We start from the raw sequence: 21,008 nt of genomic DNA on the forward strand, positions 1-21,008 counted from the left end.
ATGAGTGTCACTGCTAATTCCGTATGGAACAATTGTTTGGCTTTTATCCAGGATAACATCCAACCGCAGGCATTCAAAACATGGTTTGAACCTATCAAGCCTATTAAGCTCACCGATAAGGCATTGAGCATTCAAGTGCCCAGCAAGTTTTTCTACGAATGGCTCGAGGAACATTACGTTAAGCTTTTAAAGGTTGCATTGACCCGTGAACTGGGAACCAATGCCAAGCTGATTTACATTATAAAAATGGAGAACAAGTACGGGAACAAAGAACCGTTCACCGAACAGATTCCAAGTTCAAACCGTACAGCGGTAGGTCCACAAGAATTGGATGTGCCAATCACCTCCAAAAGCCCGGAACTTAAGAATCCTTTTGTGATTCCCGGTATCCGAAACATCAAAATAGAATCCCAATTAAATCCCAACTATAATTTCGATAATTTCTTGGAAGGAGATTCCAACCGTTTGGCTCGCTCTGCGGGTATGGCCGTGGCCAACAAACCCGGGGGAACTTCTTTTAACCCATTATTGGTTTTTGGTGGGGTTGGCTTGGGAAAAACCCACTTGGCACATGCCATTGGTGTTGAAATAAAGGACAAATACCCTGAAAAAACAGTTCTTTATATTTCTGCGGAAAAATTTACCCAACAATATATTGAGTCGGTAAAAAAGAATACCAGAAACGATTTTATCCATTTTTACCAGTTGATTGATGTACTTATTATTGATGATGTACAGTTTCTGTCCGGTAAATCTGGAACCCAAGATGTATTTTTCCATATTTTCAATCACTTACACCAAAATGGTAAGCAGGTAATTTTAACCTCGGACAAAGCTCCTGTGGATATGCAGGATATTGAGCAGCGTTTGTTATCCCGTTTTAAATGGGGTCTTTCTGCCGAGTTGCAAAGTCCGGATTACGAAACCCGTGTTTCCATCCTTAAAAACAAATTGTACAGGGATGGGGTTGAAATGCCAGAGGAAATTGTGGACCATGTGGCCAAAAATATCAAGACCAACATTCGTGAGTTGGAAGGCGCCATCATCTCATTGATTGCACAATCTTCTTTCAACAAACGTGAGGTAACCTTGGAATTGGCTCAACAGGTGGTAGAGAAGTTTGTAAAAAATACCAAACGAGAGGTTTCCATCGACTACATTCAAAAAGTGGTATCCGATTATTTTGAAATGGACGTGGCCACCTTGCAGTCAAAAACCCGTAAGCGCCACATTGTACAAGCTCGCCAATTGGCCATGTTCTTTGCTAAAAAGTTCACCAAGGCATCTTTGGCCAGTATCGGTTCCCAAATTGGAAAACGCGACCATGCCACAGTACTGCATGCTTGTAAAACAGTGGACAACCTTGCCGAAACCGATAAGCAGTTTAGAAAGTATATCGAAGACTTGAGCAAAAAGTTCAGTTAATCCCTTCAATTTTATGAAAACCAAAGTTTTGATGGTCTGCTTGGGCAACATTTGCAGGTCACCATTGGCAGAAGGTATTTTAAAATCCAAAGTAGATTCTACTACTGTTTTTGTCGATTCTGCAGGAACAGCCGGATATCATGTGGGCAACCCACCAGATTCAAGATCTATTGATGTGGCCCGCAAGTATGGATTGGACATCAGTTTTCAAAAATGCAGAAAGTTCACCTCAAAAGATTTTCAGGAGTTCGACCACATTTATGTGATGGACCGCAGCAATTTGTCGAACGTTTCCAGTTTGGCAAGTTCGGAAAGTGAACTGCAAAAGGTAAAATTATTACTCAGCGAAGTTAATTTGGGAATCACCGAAGTACCCGACCCTTATTATGGTGGTGTTGATGGGTTTGAAAAAGTCTATCAAATGATCGATGAGGCTTGTGAGGCAATTGCAAAAAAGGTAAATTAAGCCTATGGAACAGGACAAACCTAGTCTGGTAGTGGGCAAACTTTACTTGATTCCCACAACACTTGGAGACAATGCCCCCTTGGAGGTACTGCCCCTCTCCGTAAAAGGGAACATTGAAAGGATAGACCATTATATTGTTGAAAATGAAAAGACAGCACGCCGATTCATTAAAAGAGTGAGTCCGAGCAAATCCCAGCCCGACCTTCATATTCAAACCCTAAATAAATACACCAACCTTGAAGATATTCCAGCTTTTTTAGATCCTTGTATTCACGGGTTTGATGTTGGGATTTTATCTGAAGCGGGATGTCCCGGCATTGCAGACCCGGGAGCCTCGGTAGTAAAAGTGGCGCACGAAAAACGTATTCAGGTAGTGCCGCTGGTTGGTCCCTCCTCTATTTTGATGGCCATGATGAGCAGTGGAATGAACGGTCAAAATTTTGCATTTAATGGCTATTTACCCATCGATAATGCCGAACGCAAGAAAACGGTGAAACAATTGGAAAAGTTATCACGGGAAAAAGGACAATCCCAAATTTTTATGGAAACTCCTTATCGCAATAATAAATTTCTCAAAGACTTGCTACGCACCCTTCAGAACAATACCAAGCTGTGCATTGCTTGTGACATTACATTGCCAACAGAGTTTATCAGCACCAAAAGCGTTCATGAGTGGAGTGAAATTGAGGTGGATTTGGACAAAAGACCTACCATTTATATTATTCAGGCATAAAAAAAGCCCGAATAAATCGGGCTTGAATTCATTTTACAGCTGTTAACTCATTAAACCTTAGCGTTTCGCTTTTGTTCAATATTGGAAATATCGTAGCCTCCAAACTTTTTTAAATAGTAGGAAATATTACTACCATAAGCATCTGTTACATCTTCTTTACCGTAAGATCGTAGATATTTTTTAACGTTTCCGGCTCCTGCCAAATGCGCGGCAGCGATAATTCCGGATTCAGTCACTTTGATTCCCCCGATGGTTTTTCCGTTAAAACGTTTAATGTCTCTACGCAAAATCCATTTGTTTCGAGCAATATTGGTCTCGAATACTTTTTCCTGTAGTTCTGGGTCATCCAAAAAACTGTCGATGTCGTACACTCCCATCAAATGAAGTGTGCTACTGCCGAACTGGTATTTTCCTAAATAACCTAATGTGTTTACTACATGATATCTTCCTTGGGATTCTTTAAAAGCCAATGCTTCTTTAAATCCGTAGAATTTTTTACCAAGAAAGGGGGGAGTTAGTTCTTCTTCAACAATTCCTGCGATGGAATCTTGAGGTGCAAAAAGCTCCAAGTTCTCTTCTACTTTAAGAAAATCAGGAACTTCTGACAGCTTTTTCTTAGTGATGGTATAAGTACCAAAACTTGTTAAAACTACAATCATGGCAAGATGTAGTATAAAACCTATCCATCTTTTCATAATGTTCATATTTGTGATCTCAATACATATACGTATCAAAAATCAATTTGGCCGGCAAATGTAGGTGGATTTAGGTTAATGGGTCGGGTAAAGTTCCTAAGGTTTTCTTAAATGTGGCTTAAAATCCGTTAAATGGTTGAAAATTAACGCCAAACAGCACTATCTGAGTACTTTTTGTTCGTTCAGCCATCGGGTGTACTGCACTTTATTTCGGTTGTGTTGCGCCAAAGATTTGGCAAACATGTGATATCCGAAGTTGGAAACATCTGCCACAAAAAAGAAATATTCATGCTTTTCCGGGTTCAAAACGGCATCGATGGATGAGATATCGGGCATGGTAATCGGTCCTGGTGGGACGCCTCGGTTTTTATAGGTGTTATATGGTGAATCCATTTCCAAATCACGGTACAAAACCCTTTTTATTATGGTGTCGTAATTTCCTGTTTCCTTTTTAATGGCATAAATAACGGTGGGGTCTGCCTCCAAAGGCCAACCATCCCTTAACCTGTTTAAATAAACGCCTGCCACCCTTGGTCTTTCATCAATTTTTACGGTTTCCTTTTGAACTATGGCCGCCAAGGAAATCACTTCATTTGGCGTCATACCTAAGTTTTTGGCCTTTTGCAAACGCTCATCATTCCAAAAACGTTGATACTCCTTCAACATTCTATCCCGAAAAGCCTCTGCTTGGGTATTCCAGAAAAACTCGTAAGTATTGGGCAAATACATTCCCAATTTAGAATCTTCATCAAACTTGGTCTCACTTAAAAAATCTGGATTGTTAAAGGCCGCCAATAGGGAAATACTATCTGCCTCTATTTGTCCTGAAATCCTTCCAGCCAATTCCGGTAGGGATTCTTGATTGTTGAAAGTTACCTGCACAGGAATATTATTGCTCCGAAGGGTGTTGATGATGTCGTTGTTGTTCATCCCCTTTTTGATGGCATATTTTCCGGCTTTAATATTGGTGGAATATCCTTTACGGTCAGCCACTGATTCAAAGGTGGAAATATTCTTCAACAAAGGTTCCAAGGAAGATTTCACCTCTGAAAACGTTGCATTGGTGGGTATATAAACATAGGCTTCCGAATTATTAAACTGGGTATTGGGACTGAAAATGGCGTCGTAGATTTTGTAAGCCATAAAGCCCGCAACCAATAATCCCAAAATGGCAGTTGCCCAAAGTACTTTTTTAAGATACATTCGATTTTATCTTTTGATATAGTATTTCGTTTTTGAACCCTTCGCTGGTTCTTACCCACTCCTTTTTAACGCCTGTTTTTTCAAAACCGTATTTTTCAAAAAGATGGATACTTGCTTTATTATCCTCGAGGATATTCGCATAAATCTGGTGCAAATCGAGCACCGAAAATGCATATTCACACATTAAAGCCAAAGCTTCTGCTCCCTGACCTTTATTTCTATCATTAGGGTCGGAAATCACAATTCCAATCCCCGCACGACCATGTTTGGGGTCAAAATCAAACAAATCTATCAACCCAACACATTCGTCTGAATGATTGCAAATGCACAACCGAAGCTGTTTTACCTCATAAATATCACGGTGGGCATTATCCAAATACAGTTGCAATACTTTTTTGGAATAAGGTTTAAGGGTGCCACTGACCTCCCAAACAGAAGTGTCATTTTCCAATTGATACAGAAAATCCAAATCCGTGGGCTCCAATGCCCTTAAATAAATATGTTCTCCTTTTAAATTGAACATTCCACTTCTCCTTTAAACACTTGAATGGCTGGTCCTTTTAGAAAAACATTGATGTATTTATCGCCTGATTTCTCAAAACTAATGGTTAAATCTCCACCCAAGGTTTTAATATGGACTTCAGAGCTTGCAGTTTTACCAGATTCATGCATGGCCAAGGCAACAGCAGTGACGCCAGTTCCGCAAGAATAGGTCTCACCTTCCACTCCCCTTTCGTAGGTTCTCACTTGAAACACATCCCCCTCTTCTTGCTCCACAAAATTGATATTGCTTCCCGATTCACCATACAAACCATAGCGAAGTCGTTTCCCTTCCTTTTGCACATCAAAATGAGATAAATCCTTCACCAATTGCACGTGATGGGGAGAACCGGTATCCAAAAAACTGTGGTTCGGCATTTCATGTACCTCATCCACATCTATCATTTTTAGTTTTACAATATCACCTTCAATGGTAGCTTCGTGCAAACCATCAACAGCATTGAATGTGCATGTTTCGCCAACCACACCTAAATAGTGGGCAAAGGCCACCAAACATCTTCCGCCATTGCCACACATACTACTTTGGGCCCCATCCGCATTATAATATATCATCTTAAAATCTGACGTTTCGTCATTTTCAAGCAGCATCAATCCATCCGCTCCAATGCCAAATCTTCGGTCGCACAGGGATGCCACCAATTTGGTATCGTTTTTGGGGAATATAGCTTGACGATTGTCGATAATGACAAAATCGTTCCCTGTTCCTTGATATTTGAAAAACTCTAGTTTCATAACTATTTACAAAGGAACAAATATATGGGATTCTTTAAGGTTTTTTTTGCAGTTAAAACAGCGTTAAACCGCATCAGTAGAAAAATCAAAACCTCTAATTTTGTTAAAGCTAATTGTTAAATAATTATTGAATTATGAAGAAAATAGCCAATTTATTCTTGGTTTCCCTGTTTGCGGGAGCCATTACATTAGGAGCTTACAAACTTTTTTTTGAGAAAGACAACTATAAATTAATCACAGCAACGGAAGAATCCCCCGTAATCAGCACCAGTGTTATGCCGACCTCGGCCAAGGGTGCCGGCATCAATGAAGTCGATTTTACTTTAGCGGCCGAGAAAACGGTGAATTCAGTGGTCCACGTAAAAAGCATGTCCTTGAGCAAAGGTCCTAGAAGCCTTTCCGATTTCTTTTACGGATTTGAACGTCAACAAACCCCTCAAGTAGGTACAGGTTCTGGAGTGATTATTTCGCCAGATGGATATATTGTGACCAACAACCACGTAATTGCCAATTCCACGCAATTGGAAGTGGTGCTGAACAATAACAAATCTTACGAAGCAGAAGTAGTGGGCACCGACCCAGAATCGGATATTGCCCTTTTAAAAATTGAAGCTGACGAAGATATGCCCTATTTGGCATTTGGGGATTCGGATAATACCAAAATTGGAGAATGGGTCTTGGCCGTTGGTAATCCGTTCAACTTGACATCAACGGTAACGGCAGGAATTGTGAGTGCAAAGGCAAGGTCTTTGGGCAACAGTCAGTCCTTTATTCAAACTGATGCAGCGGTAAACCCTGGAAACAGTGGTGGTGCCTTGGTAAATACGAACGGAGATTTAATCGGTATCAACACCGCCATCACTTCCCAAACAGGTTCCTTTGTGGGGTATGCTTTTGCCGTACCGAGTAACATTGCCAAAAAGGTTGTGGAGGATATTATGGAATTTGGGAATGTTCAAAAAGGACTTCTGGGGATCTCCATTGCCAATGTCAATTCCCCAGGTGCTATTGAAAGAGGTTTGAATGAATTGGATGGTGTGTACGTCGCCGGTGTAGAAGAAGAATCTGGAGCAGAGGCCGCTGGTCTTCAAGAAGGTGACATTATCAAGCAAATTGATGATATTAAAATCCGTAAGTATTCGGAGCTAGCTGGATACTTGTCCTCTAAAAGACCAGGGGAGGTAGTGAATGTAACCGTGGACCGCGATGGCACATCCATGGTTAAAAATGTAACCCTGAAAAAACAGAATAGCGTACGATTACCAAACACCTATTTCACGGTGAAGAATCTTACCAAACAAGACAAGAAGAAGTTTGGGGTTACAAATGGAGTGAAAATTACCAATGTTCCCGAAACCTATAGCAGATATGGATTGGAAAACAAGGTTATCGTGGAAGTTGATGGTAAAAAAATAAACAATATCGATGATGCCAAACGTTACTTTGGTGAAATCGAGCGATACGGAAGAACAAGTTTTACCATGATCAACGAAAATGGTGAAAAAGAACACATGATTCTACAATAGAAAAGTGCCAAAAAAACACTTAAAAGCGTCTTTTAAAAAGGCGCTTTTTTTGTACGAATATCTTTTACGAAAACGTTTGAAATATATAATTTAGCCGCAAAATTAACTTTACAATCGCAATCTTAACCCATGAGTGAAATCAAGTCCTACGAAAAGGAACTTGCCTTTCAGGCAGACCGTAGAAAAGCTACTACAGAATTTATTAAAATCATCAGCGACCTTTGGTACGACAAAGCCATTGAGGTTGTGCTTTTCAAAAATCAAATCATTGACAAAAATGTTTCGGACATCATTAACCTGCACGAATATGCTGGGGAATTTGTCCAAAAACCCATCTCTATTTTTGATTCGGTAGAAATTTTAAGGGCCATCAACGACATCAACCTCCCTCCTGCCAAGTTGGATATTGGTAAGTTGACCTATGAATACCATTCCGATGACAACACCAGTCTTAATGTAAAGGCCTTTGTTATTGAGAAGTTGAAAGATGCTCATGCATCGAAAGCCATCAAACCTAAAGATGTGGTGCTGTATGGATTTGGCCGAATTGGTCGACTAGTGGCTCGTGAACTCATGGCCAAAACGGGGAGAGGAAGCCAACTTCGATTACGTGCAATTGTGGTTCGGGGTGAAATCAATGAAGAAATCTTAGATAAAAGAGCTGCATTGCTCAAAACCGACTCGGTGCACGGACCTTTTACAGGAACTGTTGAAGTAGATGCCGCAAACGATGCCTTATTGATTAATGGTACCACAGTTAAATTTATCAGTGCAGAAAAACCCGAACAGATAGACTATACCAAACATGGAATTTTCAATGCCCTAATTATCGACAATACTGGAGCTTTTCGGGATAAAGCTGCATTATCAAGACACTTGGAGGCCAAAGGCGCCAGTAAAGTTTTGCTTACTGCCCCTGGAAAGGAAGTTCCCAATATTGTGCATGGCGTAAATCAAACCCAATACAATCCAGATAAAACAAAAATCTATTCGGCAGCATCTTGCACTACCAATGCCATTACCCCTATTTTAAAGGTGATTGAAGATTCTTTGGGGATTAAAAAAGGGCATTTGGAAACCATTCATGCCTACACCAACGATCAAAACTTGGTGGACAACATGCACAAGAAATATCGTAGAGGTCGTGCAGCCGCAGTAAATATGGTCATTACAGAAACCGGGGCAGGTTCGGCCGTAGCTAAGGCATTGCCATCTCTCAAAGGAAAATTGACATCAAACGCTATTCGTGTTCCTGTTCCCAATGGGTCGTTGGCAATTTTAAACCTAGAGGTGAAAAACAAAACCTCGGTAGAAAGTTTAAATACCATTTTAAAAAAATATGCCCTTGAAGGGGATTTGGTGGAGCAAATCAAATATTCATTGAGCAACGAGTTGGTTTCTTCAGATATTGTAGGTGCCACAGCCCCATCCATTTACGATAGCAAGGCCACCATTGTATCTGCCGATGGTAAAAGTGTGGTGCTTTATATATGGTACGATAATGAATACGGGTATTCGCACCAAGTTATTCGGTTGGCAAAATATATTTCCAAGGTAAGGCGTTATACCTACTATTAATAGTGGGTGAGTTACTTTGGTAGGCTCAATTTCTTTTGAATTTAGGTATATTAGTGTAATTTCGCCCTACCCTTAATCTAAATTTAACACGAGAACATTATTGAACATGAAGCATTTACGCGTTTTATTCACAGTATTCCTACTTGCTCAAATGGGTATGGTTTTTGCCCAAGAGGAAGAATCCGAGGCCACCGATAATTCCCTAAAGGGACAGTTTGAGGAACTGGAACGAAAATCGGGAAATTACAGGGCCAACGGTATTCGTTATGAGGTCATCAAATTGTCTGAATTGTACGAGGTCAAAAACAACATTTTTGACTCCCTTGACAACAATAATAAAACCATTAAAGACCTAACAAATACCATTACAGCCAATGAGGCTGAAATTGAAGATTTAAACGGTAAGCTTCAGGAAACCACCAATAAATTAAATTCCGTAACCGAGGAAAAAGATAGTATTTCGTTCTTTGGAGCCTTGATAAGTAAAGGCACCTACAACTTTATATTGTGGTCCATTATTTTTGGATTGCTGATTCTTTTGTTGTTTTTCATTTACCGTTTTAGAAACAGTAACTTCCTTACCCAACAAGCCAAGTCCGCCTTGGCCGATTTGGAAGAGGAATATGAAAACCACCGTCGTAGGGCGTTGGAGCGTGAACAAAAAATAAGTCGCCAATTACAGGACGAGCTAAACAAACAAAAAAAGTAATCCAAGACAAGGCTTCCCAACGGAAGCCTTTCTTTTTGCCTCAAATTGCCCAAGCTTTGCTTACTTTTGCCGCATTATACTAATTTTTAATGCCCAATCATGCGGATTGACATTATTACCGTACTGCCCGAACTTTTAAAAAGTCCTTTTGAGGCCTCTATTTTAAAACGAGCCATCGAAAAAGGATTGGTGGAGGTACACTTTCATAATTTGAGGGATTACACCTCCAACAAATACAAACAAGTGGACGATTACCAATTTGGTGGCGGTGCCGGTATGGTGATGATGATTGAACCCATTGACAAGTGTATTTCCCAACTCAAATCCGAGCGAGCCTATGATGATGTCATTTATATGACTCCAGATGGGAATACCTTGAACCAAAGCATAGCCAATGGATTGTCTTTAAAAGAAAACATCATTATACTTTGCGGACATTATAAAGGGGTAGACCAACGCGTTAGAGATATGCATGTAACCAAGGAGATTTCTATTGGGGATTATGTATTGTCCGGCGGTGAGTTAGCGGCAGCCGTGGTTTGCGATGCGGTGATTCGATTGATTCCCGGCGTTTTGAACGATGAAACCTCCGCGTTGACTGACACTTTTCAAGATAATTTATTGGCACCACCGGTTTATACACGGCCTGCTGAATATAAAGGATTAGAAGTACCCGACATCTTATTGAGCGGTAATTTCCCGAAGATTGAAAAATGGCGTGAAGAACAAGCTTTGGAACGTACCAAGGCGCGTAGACCTGACTTACTGGAGTAAAAAAGTGGGATGAAGCGCTAAAAAGCTAAAAAACATCTTGTCCAAAATAAATATTATATTACTTTTGCAATCTCAAAATCAACCTCTGACGAGATACGTGAAAGTTGGTTCTGTATAAAACGCTAAAAAACAAAGAGATGGAATCCTTAATAAAATTTGTTGAAGACGAATTTGTTCCAAAAAAAGAATTTCCAAAATTTTCTGCAGGTGACACCATCACCGTGTATTACGAAATTAAGGAAGGTGAAAAAACACGTACCCAGTTCTTTAGGGGAGTTGTAATCCAAAGAAGAGGTAGCGGTGCCACTGAAACTTTCACCATTCGCAAAATGTCAGGAACTGTTGGTGTGGAGAGAATTTTCCCAGTAAACATGCCGGCTTTGCAAAGAATCGAAGTAAACAAAAAAGGTAAAGTACGTAGATCTAGAATCTTCTACTTTAGAGGTCTTACCGGTAAAAAGGCCCGTATTAAAGAAGTTAGAGGATAAACATCCTTTCAAACGAAATAAAAAAGCACCCAAATTAGGGTGCTTTTTTTATGAACAATTGTTAATAATCAAGGTTCATATCCTGTTGATTTTTAATATGTTAAAAAGCTTTACAAACCAACAACTTTGTCGTATATTAGTTGAACAAATATGATTGTGATACCATCACACAGTGTTTGTCTTTAAAGTTGACGTTCTTTAAAACCGTGGATTCCCTTTTAATTGGTAACACTACTAATCACAAAAGGAATTTCAAGCTGAAGGAGATTTAGGTCAAATTCAAGGAGAAATATTAGATTTTATGTGCGGATAGAAGAGCAATTTTCTGTCTTGATAAAATTTAGGAATTCATCGGAATAACTTTGCAGAATGCAGTTTAGTTGAGAGATTAAAATCCATAGCAAAGTAAACGTCGAAAGGGTTCAAGGGCAATCAATAGATTGTTTGGTTTTGTAACAATACGAAGAAAACTTGATCCTATTCTGAAAGCCATATCTAAGTGCAAACATAGATATGGCTTTTGTTTTTTAACAAAATCCCCCTCAAAACCATTACTTTTAGTCACTTCCATTCGTTCTTCACCGTCCATAAATCGTATATTTGCAACCGCTCAAACAAATACATATAAATGGCTAAACTTTATTATACCAAAACAGATGAGGCTCCCGCCTTAGCGACATTATCTTTCTTACCAATTGTTAAATCGTTTACTGAAACTGCCAACATCGCCGTTGAGACCAAAGACATTTCATTGGCTGGCAGAATCGCAGCAATTTTTCCTGAATTGTTGACCGACGACCAAAAAGTTTCAGACGACCTATCCATCTTGGGTGAACTCGCCAAGACCCCCGAGGCAAACATTATCAAATTGCCAAATATCAGTGCTTCTATTCCTCAGTTGAAAGAAGCCATTAAAGAATTACAACAGAAAGGCTATAACCTGCCCGATTACCCAGATGAGCCAAAAACCGATGAGGAAAAAACCATCAAGGCGAAATACGACAAAGTAAAGGGAAGTGCTGTAAATCCGGTATTGCGTGAAGGTAACTCTGACCGTAGAGCGCCAAAAGCCGTGAAAAATTATGCCAAAGCGCACCCACATTCCATGGGAGCTTGGTCCTCGGATTCCAGAACACATGTGGCCACCATGTCACACGGAGATTTTAAATCCAATGAAAAATCCGTTACCCTTGCCGATGCAGACACTGTGAAAATTGTTTTGGAAGGCAATGGCGGTACTACCATTTTAAAAGATGGACTTGCTTTGAAAAAAGGAGAAATCATCGATGCGACCGTAATGAGCAAAAAAGCATTGGTGGAATTCTTGACCAAGGAGATTGCAGATGCAAGAGAAAAAGGACTTTTGCTTTCCTTGCATTTTAAAGCAACTATGATGAAGGTTTCAGACCCTATTATCTTCGGACATGCCTTGGAAGTATACTTCGCTGAATTGTTTAAAAATTACGGAGACACTTTCCAAAAATTGGGCATCAACCCAAACAACGGTCTAGAGACCCTTTTGGACAAAATTGGTGAACTTCCTGAAGCTGAACACAAAGAAATAGAAGCTGCAATCAAAGCCAGCATCGATAACGGACCAGATTTGGCCATGGTGAATTCCGACAAAGGCATCACCAACCTTCACGTACCAAGTGATGTGATCATCGATGCCTCCATGCCTGCTATGATCAGAAACTCGGGTAAAATGTGGGACAAAAATGGCGAATTGCAAGACACCAAAGCTATTATTCCAGATAGTAGCTATTCAGGTGTGTACCAAGCCACCATCGATTTTTGTAAAGAAAATGGTGCATTCGACCCAACAACCATGGGAACAGTTCCCAATGTTGGTTTGATGGCCCAAAAAGCAGAAGAATACGGTTCTCACGATAAAACTTTCGAAATTGAAACTGCAGGTACCGTGAAAGTGGTGAATGCCGCCGGTGAAACTTTGATTGAGCACGCCGTTGAAGAAGGAGATATTTGGAGAATGTGCCAAGTAAAAGATGCTCCCGTTCAGGATTGGGTTAAATTGGCCGTTTCCAGAGCTAGAGCTACCGATACGCCAGCCATTTTCTGGTTGGATGAGGAAAGAGCACACGATGCAGAATTGATCAAGAAAGTAAACGTGTACCTAAAAGACCACGATACTGCTGGATTGGATATCAGAATACTTTCTCCGATTGAGGCGACAAAATTCACCTTAAAGCGCATGAAAGAAGGAAAAGATACCATTTCAGTTTCTGGAAACGTATTGCGTGATTACTTGACCGACCTATTCCCGATTTTGGAAGTGGGAACCAGTGCAAAAATGTTGTCCATTGTTCCTTTGATGAACGGTGGTGGATTGTTTGAAACAGGTGCTGGTGGTTCCGCTCCAAAGCACGTAGAGCAATTCTTGGAAGAAGGTCACTTGCGTTGGGATTCCTTGGGCGAATTCTTGGCCCTTGCCGTATCTTTGGAGTTTTTCAGTGAAAAGAACAATAACAAAAAGGCGCAGGTATTGGCCGATGCGTTGGATAAAGCCACTGAAGAATTCTTGAACAAGGACAAATCCCCTTCAAGAAAAGTAAACGAATTGGATACAAGAGGAAGTCACTTTTACCTTTCCTTATACTGGGCCGAGCAATTGGCCAAGCAAGACGAAGATGCAGAATTGAAAGCTATTTTCGGAAAAGTTTATGAAGCCATGTCTTCCAACGAAGAAAAAATCGCTCAAGAATTAATAGATGCACAAGGTTCACCTGTGAACATAGGAGGTTATTACCTACCTGACCCTGTATTGGCATCCAAAGCCATGCGACCAAGTGCGACTTTGAATGCGATTCTTGATGCCATGGAATAATCAAGACTAAAAAGTCATTTTAAAAATAGTGGGGCTCGATTTCATCAAGTTCCACTATTTTTTTGCTCCTATTCTATCCATAAAAGCATTCTTACTAGTATTTTTGAATTGAGAATAAACACATCAATCAAATGTCTCATAAATACCTTGTTGTATTCCTTGCCTTTATTGGGCATTTTTTTATGCTTCATGCCCAAGAAAAATTCACACTGAGCGGTACCATTTCCGAAGAAGCCAGTAACGAGACCTTAATCGGGGTTTCCATTGTAATTCCCGAACTCAATACCGGCGCCATTACCAACGAATATGGTTTTTACTCCATTACTTTGCCCAAAGGGCAATACAGAATCGTGGTGAGCTATCTCGGTTTTCAAGAAATTGTAGAAACCATTGATTTACAAGGCAACCTCAAAAAAGATTACCAACTAACCGAAAAAACCGAGCAGCTTGAAGAAGTGGTTCTAGTGGATGATGTGGAAAAGTTGGATATCCGAAAACCGCAAATGAGCGTGAATACTTTGGGTGCCCAAACCATTAAGGAAATCCCTGTGGTATTGGGGGAAGCAGATGTCATAAAATCCTTGACATTATTACCCGGAGTAAGTAACGGTGGGGAAGCTTCATCAGGATTCAATGTTAGAGGGGGTGCAGCAGACCAAAACTTGATTCTTTTGGATGAGGCCACAGTGTACAACTCCTCCCACCTATTTGGGTTCTTTTCCGTTTTTAATCCCGACGCTATAAAAGATGTAAAATTATTCAAAGGAGGTATCCCATCGCGATATGGCGGCAGGGTATCTTCCGTTTTGGAGATTTTTCAAAAAGAAGGAAACAGTAAAGAAATTAAAGTAAATGGCGGAATAGGGGCCGTGGCAAGTAGACTTTTGGTTGAAGGACCCATTCAAAAAGACAAAACAGCCTTTTTGATTGGAGGCAGGGCTTCCTATGCCCATTTGTTCTTGGCATTGGCCGGCGAAGAAAACAAGGCCTATTTCTATGACCTCAACACCAAAATTAACCACAAAATCAACGAAAACAACAGTATTTACCTATCTGGATACTTTGGTCGTGATCTGTTCAACATCAGCGACAGGTTTGTAAATGTCTATGGAAATGCGGTAGGTAATTTTAGATGGAACCATTTGTTTTCCGATAGACTTTTCTCTAACCTCTCCTTGATTTATTCCGATTATTTTTATGGTTTAGAACTTGATTTTGTGGGATTTGAATGGGATTCAGGCATTCAAAACTTCAATGTAAAATATGACCTAAAACACTATCTCAACAATAAATTGCAGTTGAATTATGGGTTGAACAGTATCTACTACGTTTTCAATCCCGGGAAAATTATCCCAAACAGCCCAGATTCGGGCATTGTGGAGGAACAGCTCACCAAAAAATACGCGAACGAGAATGCTATATATGTGGATATTGAGCATGAGATCACGAACAATCTCAGCATGGAATATGGAGTAAGACTAAGTCATTTTAACCGTTTGGGACAGGATGAGTTTTACGAGTATCAAAACGATAGCCCCGTAGTATTTGACCCTTCTGCCCAAGTGTACCGTGAAGGAGTGCCCATCGACACAATCAATCCTGGTCGCGGCGGCTCCATGAAGGCATATTTTAATGTTGAGCCTAGAATCAGTATGTCCTACACCTTTAAGGAAAACAATTCCATTAAGGCAAGCTATACCCGATTATCGCAATACCTTCATCTACTTTCAAACACTAGCTCCCCTACTCCTTTGGATGTTTGGACACCCAGTGGCCCCTTTGTAAAGCCTCAATTGTTGGATCAATATGCCGTGGGCTATTTCAGAAACCTAAAACAAGGAGATTACACCTTCGAAACCGAAGCATTTTACAAGGACATCCAAAACAGGATTGATTACATCGACGGGGCAAATCTGATAGCCAACAATGCTGTTGAACAAATAATTTTAAACGGTCAGGCGAGAGCCTATGGACTGGAGTTTCTTTTTAGAAAGAACAGTGGGCGGTTTAAAGGATGGTTGTCCTACACCCTTTCAAAGTCGGAACAACGCACACCTGGCAGAACTCAACAAGAAACAGGAATCAATTTAGGGCAATGGTACAATACTCCTTACGACAAAACCCATGACCTTGCCATTAATGGCAGCTTCAATTTGAACGAAAAGTGGAAATTCAATGCGAATTTCATCTACCAAACAGGGCAACCGACAAATTACCCCATTGGTCAATTTGAATATGAGGGCTTACAAGTGCCCTATTACGGGTTGCGCAACAAAGAGCGACTGCCCGCGTACCACCGTATGGATATTTCAGCAGTGCTTACGCCAAAGCGAAACAAAAGAAAGAAAGTGCAATCTGAGTGGGTGTTCAGCATCTACAACCTGTATGGTCGAAAAAATGCCGCTTCGATTAATTTTAGGGAAAATGAAGATACCGGAAGAAACGAGGCTATCCGAACTTCTATTTTCGGAATTATCCCATCTGTAACCTACAATTTTAAATTTTAGTGTGATGCAAAAAGAATTGTTTTACTTTCTGATGTTTGTGTTCCTTGTATCATGCGAGGATGTTATTGAGGTGGATTTACCAGAGGTCGAGACGCGTTTGGTGGTCGATGGCCTTTTACGGGTTGATACGGATGAAGAATATATTGACGTCCGGTTGACCATGAGAGAAACCAGCAATTTCTTTGAAGAAAATCAACCAGCCCAAGTGGAGAATGCCGTTATCTATTACGGAACCTTGAACGAAAACAATATATTCGAATCTGTAACTACGTCTCAATTAACAGAAGAAGCACCTGGCACTGGTGTTTATGTTCCAGATGCCAACTTTGGCACCGACCAACGCATTCCCACCAATGCTGCGGAACCTGGTGTGACATTTATTCTTCAATTTTCCCATGAAGGCAAACGATATTATGCCCAAACGCAATATGCACCAACGGTTCCCATTGACAATTTGGAACAAGGGGATAGTAATTTGTTCGGCGACGATGAAACAGAGGTGATTGTAACTTTCACTGATGCTCCCAATGAGGACAACTACTTTGTTTTTGACTTTATGAACAATGAATACCAAGTAGTGGAAGACACTTTCTTTAAAGGTCAGCAATTTGAGTTTTCATACTTCTATGATGACCAATTGGAAGCTGGGCAAGAAATTACCGTAAGCATTATGGGTGCCACCAAAGAGTATTATGATTTTTTGGGATTGGTACTACAACAAACCAATAATAATGGCGGCGTTTTTCAAACACCAGTGGCCACCGTAAAGGGAAATGTTTTTGATATTACGGAGTTGGGCAATGAAGAAGTTTTGCCGAAGGATGCTGAAACTAATGGATACGCCCTAGGTTATTTTGGTGTGGTGCAAGAATACACCAGCTCCTTATTGATTGAATAATCCTAAAGGATTAAATACAAAACAATAACCATCAAAATACCAACAATTCCTTGAAACAGAGTGCCAAGGGTATGCCCTCTTAAAGCTGTTTTTACATTGATGTTGGAAAATTGGGAAACCACCCAAAAGTAACTGTCATTAATATGGGAAACCGTCATCGCTCCCGCTCCAATGGCCAATACTGCCAATGCTTTGTCTGTAATAGATACCAAACCAAAAGTTTCCAAAAGAGGCGCTATTATGGCTGATGTAGTAATAATGGCAACCGTTGATGAGCCCTGGGCTGTTTTTAACACGGCTGAAATCAAAAATGCAATCAATAAGCCACCTAATCCTGTACTTGATTCCAAATTGATGATGGAAGCCACGTCCATAGTACGTAAAATAGCGCCAAAAGCACCTCCGGCACCCGTAATCAGAACAATGGCTCCCGCCTGCTTAAAGGCCTCCGCTACCCATCCTTGTTTTTCTTCCGAAGTAAATCCCCTACCCAAAGAAAATGCAAAGAACACTCCCATTAACAAAGCAATAATAGGGCTTCCTAAAAAATCAAAGGTCTTGAATACCCAGCCTTCACCCAAAGGGTGTGTGGGATAATTCACCAAAGATTTCAACGCGATAAGTACAATCGGGACCAACAAAGGTAAAAATGCATTCAAGGGTTTTACTTTAGAGATAACTTCCTCCTTTACCTCTGCTTCTTCCTTGGTTTCATCTTCCTTCAAAGACTTTCCAATAAAACGAGCCCAAACGTATCCAGCAATAGAAACAGGAATAGCAACGGACAGTCCCAAAATCAAGACCAGACCCAAATCAGCATCTAAAATGGCCGCTGCCGCCAGAGGTCCGGGGGTTGGTGGTACAAATACGTGGGCTGAATACAATCCTGTGGCCAAGGCAATAGCAAAAACCAAAGCTGGAATTCCTGTTTTTTTACTGATGGCCCTATTTAAGGATGAAAGAATAATATAACCTGAATCGCAATATACGGGGATGGAAATAACAAACCCAGCCAAATTGATGGCCAAAGGGGAACGTTTTAAACCAATCACTTTTAAAATGCTATTGGCGAGCACCTGTGTACTGCCTGTTTTTTCCAAATAGATTCCGATTACAGTTCCAAAAGCAATCACCAAACCTATTCCAGATAAGGTTTTGCCGAATCCATCTCCGATAGTGGTCATGATCTCTTGTGGTGACAATCCCAATAAAAAACCAGAGGCTATGGCTGCAATGGTCAAAGAAAAAATGGGGTGCATTTTAAATTTTACGGTAGCGATTACAATAAATGCGACCACCGCTACCAGAATGAGTAGTTCCATGGTTAATTTTTGTGCTTTACCCTTTAAATATAAGCTAATATTCCTACTTTGGTCCTATGAGGCGAACTGACAAAGATCTATTGGTAAAAGGCATTAAATCGTTCGGTTTTACCGTTTTGGCCATGTTTATGGGCCCGTTTTTAATCTACGAAGCATTTAAAAATGAGGGGCACCCTTTTTACTGGCCCGTGCTAATTCTCGGTATCATCTGTGCCATTTTGGCCATTTATTTAGGGTTCAGGTCCGTTGGGATTGTAATGGAGGCCCTATTTGGGAAAAAGAATGAAAATTAATCTTCTTTAGGGGGTGGATTGCTCTTCCATTTATTGGTCAACTGGGCATAATCGTAATCCAAAACCGATTTTTGACGTTTTAATTTATTGGCTGCGAAAGCACGCTGTAGAATATCCTCTATCAAATAGTCTTCGTGAACGGTTTCGGGTAAAAATTCTTCCTTCAAACTAATTTTAAACATGCTGGCAGTGGTGTTGTACCAAAACGCTCGCCATCCGCTTCGCAATTCCTTTACCAAATCAAACGCCGTTGTCCCCGTTTGTCTGTGGATCAATTTAACCAATATCTGTCCTTCGGTACGGGTGAGCTTTTTAAGTTCATCGGAAAACTCTCCTTCAATATATTTTTGAACCTTTCTGGTATATTTTTTTTGATGTCGACGTTTAGTTATGTGTTGTAGACTATCATTCAATTCTACCAAACGTTCGGCAGCCAGCTTGGCATACGGATACACCTTTAGCGTTTTTCTACGCAGAATTAAATAACGAAGCCTCTCTTTTTTATCCGCAAAATTCAGTTCTCCAAAAATATAGACCTCATCAAGCTCAATGGAACTCAACAAAACGGAATCTCCTTCAAACCGCACATAATACTCCTCTACCGAATCCTTGGGCACAAACAAAGAATCGTTTTCCTTAACCTGGGCTCGACCATGGAAGGAAATAAGTAGGAGAGCTACAAAAATACCTGTGCGAAACATGTTGTTTTTTGTTCAAAAGTCTTGCCAAATGTAAATATAATGGTATGATTTGGTTATTAAATAAAAGTGAATATTCTTAAGTTTGCTTATTAAATATAACACATGGCAAAAGATAAAATCATCAACGAAAAGTCCCTGGAATTTTTAGAGAAATACCTTAACAACCCATCTCCTACTGGGTACGAATGGGAAGGTCAGAAAATTTGGATGGACTACATAAAACCTTACGTGGACGAATTTATTACGGATACCTATGGCACTGCTGTAGCGGTAATCAATCCAGAAGCAAAATACAAAGTGGTTATCGAAGGGCATTCCGATGAAATTTCTTGGTATGTGAACTATATTACCGACGAAGGATTGTTGTATGTGATTAGAAATGGGGGTAGCGACCATCAAATTGCACCTTCCAAATGGGTCGATATCCACACCAAAAATGGTATTGTGAAAGGTGTTTTCGGATGGCCAGCCATCCACACTCGGGACAAAGCCAAGGAAGAATCGCCAAAATTGGACAATATTTTTATTGATATAGGTGCCAAGGACAAGGAAGAAGTGGAAAAAATGGGCGTTCACGTTGGATGTGTGATTACCTACCCAGACCAATTCTATATTTTGAACAAGGACAAGTTTGTTTGTCGTGCTTTGGACAACCGAATGGGTGGTTTTATGATTGCCGAAGTGGCCCGTTTGTTGAAAGAGAACAAAAAAGAGCTTCCTTTCGGGTTGTACATCACTAACTCCGTTCAAGAAGAAATTGGACTTAGAGGTGCTGAAATGATCACTCAGACCATTAAACCCAACGTGGCCATTGTAACCGATGTGTGCCACGACACCACTACCCCAATGATCAATAAAAAGACTGAGGGTGAAACCAAAATCGGTGCTGGTCCTGTGATTTCTTACGCGCCTGCCGTGCAGAACAAATTGCGTGAGCGAATCTTGGAAACTGCTGAAGCAAACGAAATTCCTTTCCAACGAAATGCCTCATCGCGTTACACTGGAACGGATACAGACGCATTTGCCTATAGCAATGGAGGTGTGGCCTCTGCTTTGATTTCATTGCCGTTACGCTATATGCACACCACAGTTGAAACCGTTCATAAAGATGATGTGGAGAACGTAATTCGTTTAATCTACCAAACCTTATTGAACATTAAAGAGGGGGAAACGTTTAGTTATTTTGATTAAGCCCTGTCATTTCGAATGCATGTGAGAATTCTAAATATGAGATTTCTCAATTGAAACAAAGTTTCTCATTTCGAAATGACCATTTTAAAATAAAATGAAAAGCACAACAAACTTTATTGGTGCGTTGTGCTTTTTTTGATTCAATCCGTCACCCTGAACTGGTTTCAGGGTCTCATATATGTGGATTCCTGCTTCCGCAGGAATGACAAAGGCACCTGTTATTCAGAACTGTCACCCTGAGCCCCGCCTGTGGCTGGCAGGGAGTCGAAGGGGCTGTGAAGAATCTCTGCTGTAAATTAGATTCTTCAGTCGTTTCCCTCCTTCAGAATGACATCTACAATGAAATTCAAACCAATTAGGG

At 40.5% G+C, this 21,008-nt stretch carries 20 protein-coding genes; 13 read left to right on the plus strand and 7 right to left on the minus strand.

Annotation, left to right across the window (positions count from 1 at the left end):
• From dnaA to ABT310_RS00015, 3 genes are read left to right on the plus strand one after another with little or no spacing between them, the layout of a single operon-like run.
• Positions 1-1,425 carry a chromosomal replication initiator protein DnaA gene (gene dnaA / locus ABT310_RS00005; protein ID WP_375324720.1) on the plus strand — a complete coding sequence of 475 codons (1,425 nt, stop codon included), beginning with the start codon at positions 1-3 and terminating at the stop codon, positions 1,423-1,425.
• 13 nt (positions 1,426-1,438) lie between these two features.
• Positions 1,439-1,891: a low molecular weight protein-tyrosine-phosphatase gene (locus ABT310_RS00010; RefSeq protein WP_375324721.1), complete on the plus strand. Its 453-nt coding sequence runs from the start codon at positions 1,439-1,441 to the stop codon at positions 1,889-1,891.
• Positions 1,892-1,895: 4 nt separating this feature from the next.
• On the plus strand, positions 1,896-2,624 hold the full coding sequence (locus ABT310_RS00015) for an SAM-dependent methyltransferase (RefSeq protein ID WP_375324722.1): 729 nt from the start codon (positions 1,896-1,898) through the stop codon (positions 2,622-2,624).
• 50 nt (positions 2,625-2,674) lie between these two features.
• Here ABT310_RS00015 and ABT310_RS00020 read toward each other — a convergent pair whose 3' ends face one another.
• The 4 genes from ABT310_RS00020 to dapF all read right to left on the minus strand — a co-directional run bounded on the left by ABT310_RS00020 (position 2,675) and on the right by dapF (position 5,815).
• On the minus strand, positions 2,675-3,319 hold the full coding sequence (locus tag ABT310_RS00020; protein WP_375324723.1) for a hypothetical protein: 645 nt from the start codon (positions 3,317-3,319) through the stop codon (positions 2,675-2,677).
• 159 nt (positions 3,320-3,478) lie between these two features.
• Complete coding sequence (gene mltG, locus ABT310_RS00025) at positions 3,479-4,522, minus strand: endolytic transglycosylase MltG (RefSeq protein ID WP_375324724.1); 1,044 nt, start codon at positions 4,520-4,522, stop codon at positions 3,479-3,481.
• On the minus strand, positions 4,512-5,045 hold the full coding sequence (locus ABT310_RS00030) for a GNAT family N-acetyltransferase (protein ID WP_375324725.1): 534 nt from the start codon (positions 5,043-5,045) through the stop codon (positions 4,512-4,514). The genes mltG and ABT310_RS00030 overlap by 11 nt, the downstream gene beginning before the upstream one ends.
• A complete protein-coding gene (gene dapF / locus ABT310_RS00035) occupies positions 5,033-5,815 on the minus strand; it encodes a diaminopimelate epimerase (protein WP_375324726.1) in 783 nt (260 codons plus the stop codon). The genes ABT310_RS00030 and dapF overlap by 13 nt, the downstream gene beginning before the upstream one ends.
• 134 nt (positions 5,816-5,949) lie before the next feature.
• Between dapF and ABT310_RS00040 the strand changes: the two genes are divergently transcribed.
• From ABT310_RS00040 to rplS, 5 genes are all read left to right on the plus strand, one after another.
• Positions 5,950-7,341 (plus strand): trypsin-like peptidase domain-containing protein, encoded by a 1,392-nt coding sequence (locus tag ABT310_RS00040; protein ID WP_375324727.1) that lies wholly within the window; start codon positions 5,950-5,952, stop codon positions 7,339-7,341.
• A gap of 129 nt (positions 7,342-7,470) precedes the next feature.
• Positions 7,471-8,919, plus strand: coding sequence for a glyceraldehyde-3-phosphate dehydrogenase (locus tag ABT310_RS00045; RefSeq protein WP_375324728.1), 1,449 nt, complete (start codon positions 7,471-7,473; stop codon positions 8,917-8,919).
• 106 nt (positions 8,920-9,025) lie between these two features.
• Complete coding sequence (locus ABT310_RS00050; RefSeq protein ID WP_375324729.1) at positions 9,026-9,628, plus strand: tRNA (guanine-N1)-methyltransferase; 603 nt, start codon at positions 9,026-9,028, stop codon at positions 9,626-9,628.
• Positions 9,629-9,727: 99 nt separating this feature from the next.
• Positions 9,728-10,402: a tRNA (guanosine(37)-N1)-methyltransferase TrmD gene (gene trmD, locus ABT310_RS00055; protein WP_375324730.1), complete on the plus strand. Its 675-nt coding sequence runs from the start codon at positions 9,728-9,730 to the stop codon at positions 10,400-10,402.
• A gap of 137 nt (positions 10,403-10,539) precedes the next feature.
• The gene (gene rplS / locus ABT310_RS00060) at positions 10,540-10,890 is read left to right on the plus strand and encodes a 50S ribosomal protein L19 (protein ID WP_090295430.1); all 351 of its coding nucleotides are present in this window, start codon (positions 10,540-10,542) and stop codon (positions 10,888-10,890) included.
• A 388-nt stretch (positions 10,891-11,278) separates the two neighbouring features.
• Here rplS and ABT310_RS00065 read toward each other — a convergent pair whose 3' ends face one another.
• The gene (locus tag ABT310_RS00065; RefSeq protein WP_375324731.1) at positions 11,279-11,479 is read right to left on the minus strand and encodes a hypothetical protein; all 201 of its coding nucleotides are present in this window, start codon (positions 11,477-11,479) and stop codon (positions 11,279-11,281) included.
• 39 nt (positions 11,480-11,518) lie between these two features.
• Here ABT310_RS00065 and ABT310_RS00070 point away from each other — a divergent pair, with 39 nt between their 5' ends.
• The 3 genes from ABT310_RS00070 (at position 11,519) to ABT310_RS00080 (ending at position 17,140) form a co-directional block, all read left to right on the plus strand.
• Positions 11,519-13,735: an NADP-dependent isocitrate dehydrogenase gene (locus tag ABT310_RS00070; protein ID WP_375324732.1), complete on the plus strand. Its 2,217-nt coding sequence runs from the start codon at positions 11,519-11,521 to the stop codon at positions 13,733-13,735.
• Between the two features lie 131 nt (positions 13,736-13,866).
• On the plus strand, positions 13,867-16,242 hold the full coding sequence (locus ABT310_RS00075; protein WP_375324733.1) for a carboxypeptidase-like regulatory domain-containing protein: 2,376 nt from the start codon (positions 13,867-13,869) through the stop codon (positions 16,240-16,242).
• A gap of 4 nt (positions 16,243-16,246) precedes the next feature.
• Complete coding sequence (locus tag ABT310_RS00080; RefSeq protein ID WP_375324734.1) at positions 16,247-17,140, plus strand: DUF4249 family protein; 894 nt, start codon at positions 16,247-16,249, stop codon at positions 17,138-17,140.
• Between the two features lie 2 nt (positions 17,141-17,142).
• On the opposite strand, the gene ABT310_RS00085 is transcribed toward ABT310_RS00080, so the two are convergent.
• Complete coding sequence (locus ABT310_RS00085) at positions 17,143-18,462, minus strand: GntP family permease (RefSeq protein WP_375324735.1); 1,320 nt, start codon at positions 18,460-18,462, stop codon at positions 17,143-17,145.
• Between the two features lie 56 nt (positions 18,463-18,518).
• Between ABT310_RS00085 and ABT310_RS00090 the strand changes: the two genes are divergently transcribed.
• Positions 18,519-18,755, plus strand: coding sequence for a DUF6095 family protein (locus ABT310_RS00090; protein WP_375324736.1), 237 nt, complete (start codon positions 18,519-18,521; stop codon positions 18,753-18,755).
• Here the strand turns inward: ABT310_RS00090 and ABT310_RS00095 are convergent.
• A complete protein-coding gene (locus ABT310_RS00095; protein WP_375324737.1) occupies positions 18,752-19,456 on the minus strand; it encodes a DUF4294 domain-containing protein in 705 nt (234 codons plus the stop codon). The genes ABT310_RS00090 and ABT310_RS00095 overlap by 4 nt on opposite strands.
• A gap of 102 nt (positions 19,457-19,558) precedes the next feature.
• Between ABT310_RS00095 and ABT310_RS00100 the strand changes: the two genes are divergently transcribed.
• Positions 19,559-20,647, plus strand: a complete 1,089-nt coding sequence (locus ABT310_RS00100) for a M42 family metallopeptidase (protein WP_375324738.1) — start codon at positions 19,559-19,561, stop codon at positions 20,645-20,647.
• The last annotated feature ends 361 nt before the right edge of the window (positions 20,648-21,008 follow it).

Origin of the sequence: Flagellimonas cixiensis (assembly GCF_042134615.1) — a bacterium.
Classification (GTDB): Bacteria; Bacteroidota; Bacteroidia; order Flavobacteriales; family Flavobacteriaceae; genus Flagellimonas; species Flagellimonas cixiensis.